Source organism: Citrobacter sp. S55_ASV_140 (genome assembly GCF_018919505.1).
GTDB classification, from domain to species: domain Bacteria; phylum Pseudomonadota; class Gammaproteobacteria; order Enterobacterales; family Enterobacteriaceae; genus Citrobacter; species Citrobacter werkmanii.
This window is the reverse complement of the sequence record NZ_JAHLQZ010000375.1, coordinates 1-1,578: the sequence shown is the minus strand read 5'-3', so window position 1 is coordinate 1,578 and position 1,578 is coordinate 1. Positions and strand designations below refer to the sequence as shown.

At 50.7% G+C, this 1,578-nt stretch carries 3 protein-coding genes; all 3 read left to right on the top strand.

From position 1 onward, the window contains the following. Positions 1–468: 468 nt before the first annotated feature. Complete coding sequence (napF, locus tag KQJ18_RS23915; protein ID WP_038642195.1) at positions 469–960, top strand: ferredoxin-type protein NapF; 492 nt, start codon at positions 469–471, stop codon at positions 958–960. Further along, a complete protein-coding gene (gene napD / locus KQJ18_RS23910; RefSeq protein WP_216422943.1) occupies positions 950–1,213 on the top strand; it encodes a chaperone NapD in 264 nt (87 codons plus the stop codon). The genes napF and napD overlap by 11 nt, the downstream gene beginning before the upstream one ends. Next, positions 1,210–1,578 (top strand): twin-arginine translocation signal domain-containing protein (locus KQJ18_RS23905; RefSeq protein WP_216422942.1); only part of this gene is annotated, 369 nt, incomplete at its 3' end. The genes napD and KQJ18_RS23905, both read left to right, overlap by 4 nt.

Sequence of the window (1,578 nt, the reverse complement as noted above, 5' to 3'; positions counted from 1 at the left end):
AGGCAGAGGTGCTGGCAAAGGCGGCGAAAAGCACGGCAGGGACAATTGTCTTCATCTTATTGTTCACAGTGTTTCCTTTCTTCTGTCTTATGAACGAGTCTCGGGCAGGTTAACATATTTGCATTATCTATTAATCTGGATTTACTTATATTTTCAGTGAGTATTTGAGTGTTGTCGGTTATGTGTAGCGATATATTCTAAGATTTATCTTAATTTTAAGATTATTCTCTTTGTGATGCATTCGTTGTGTAATTTATTATATAACCCATTGAAATGTGAGCAAAAGCGCATTTTTTCCCGTCAACTCAACACTCTTTTGATCCGGCAACAGCATTTACCCCGATCGGGGTATGCTCCTCTTACACATCCTGAAATATCTTACGACTAAAAATAACTACTCATAAATAGTGCAGTTTTTTATGTCGTTCAACCCGCCGGGGGAGAGCGTCATTATGGAAGGACAATGTCATGGTTGATTTATCCCGTCGAGGCATGTTGACAGGCAGTTGGCGTAACGCCAACGCAGGGATCCGTCCGCCGTGGAGCAAGGAAGACTCTCACTTTCTGGCCCATTGCCTTCGTTGTGACGCCTGCATCCAGGCGTGTGAAACCGACATCCTGCAGCGAGGCCAGGGTGGTTATCCGAGCGTAAATTTCAAACACGGCGAGTGCAGCTTTTGTTATGCCTGCGCAGAGGCCTGTCCCGAATCACTTTTTCTTCCGCGCCACACCAGGGCATGGGATCTGAATTTTACGATCGGGGAAAACTGTCTCGCACACCAGTCAGTTGAGTGTCATCGCTGTCAGGATAGCTGTGAACCCATGGCCATAACCTTTCGCCCCACGCTGTCCGGTATTTATCAGCCACAGCTCGACAATCAGGCCTGTAACGGATGCGGCGCGTGTGTCGCGATTTGCCCGGTATCAGCCATTAATGCGGAGTACAACCATGGACAGTAACTGGCAGGTCTGCAGCCTGGTCGTTCAGGCCAAAAGTCAGCATATCAATGATATCGCCACGCAGTTGCGTTCGTTTCCGGATTGCGAAGTTGCACTTAGCGATGTGGAAAGCGGCCAGCTCATTGTGGTGGTGGAAGCAGAGCACAGTGAAACGCTAATGAAAACTATTGAGTCAGTGCGCAACGTTGCGGGCGTGCTGGCGGTGTCGCTGGTTTATCACCAGCAGGATGAGCAAGGTGAGGAAACACCATGAAACTCAGTCGTCGTAGCTTTATGAAAGCTAACGCCGTTGCGGCCGCTGCGGCGGCTGCCGGGTTAAGCGTGCCGGGCGTAGCCCGCGCGGTAGTCGGTCAGCAAGAAGCCATCAAATGGGACAAAGCCCCGTGCCGTTTCTGCGGGACAGGCTGTGGCGTATTGGTCGGGACGCAGCAAGGGCGTGTAGTGGCATGCCAGGGCGATCCGGATGCGCCGGTTAACCGTGGGCTTAACTGCATCAAAGGTTACTTCCTGCCGAAAATCATGTACGGAAAAGACCGTTTAACACAGCCGATGCTGCGCATGAAGGACGGAAAGTATCACAAAGAGGGTGAATTCACGCCGATTAGCTGGGAGCAGGCC

Coding starts and splice junctions, on each gene's coding strand:
- napD (WP_216422943.1), top strand. CDS start 950: ATGGACAGTAACTGGCAGGTCTGCAGCCTGGTCGTTCAGGCCAAAAGT.
- napF (WP_038642195.1), top strand. CDS start 469: ATGGTTGATTTATCCCGTCGAGGCATGTTGACAGGCAGTTGGCGTAAC.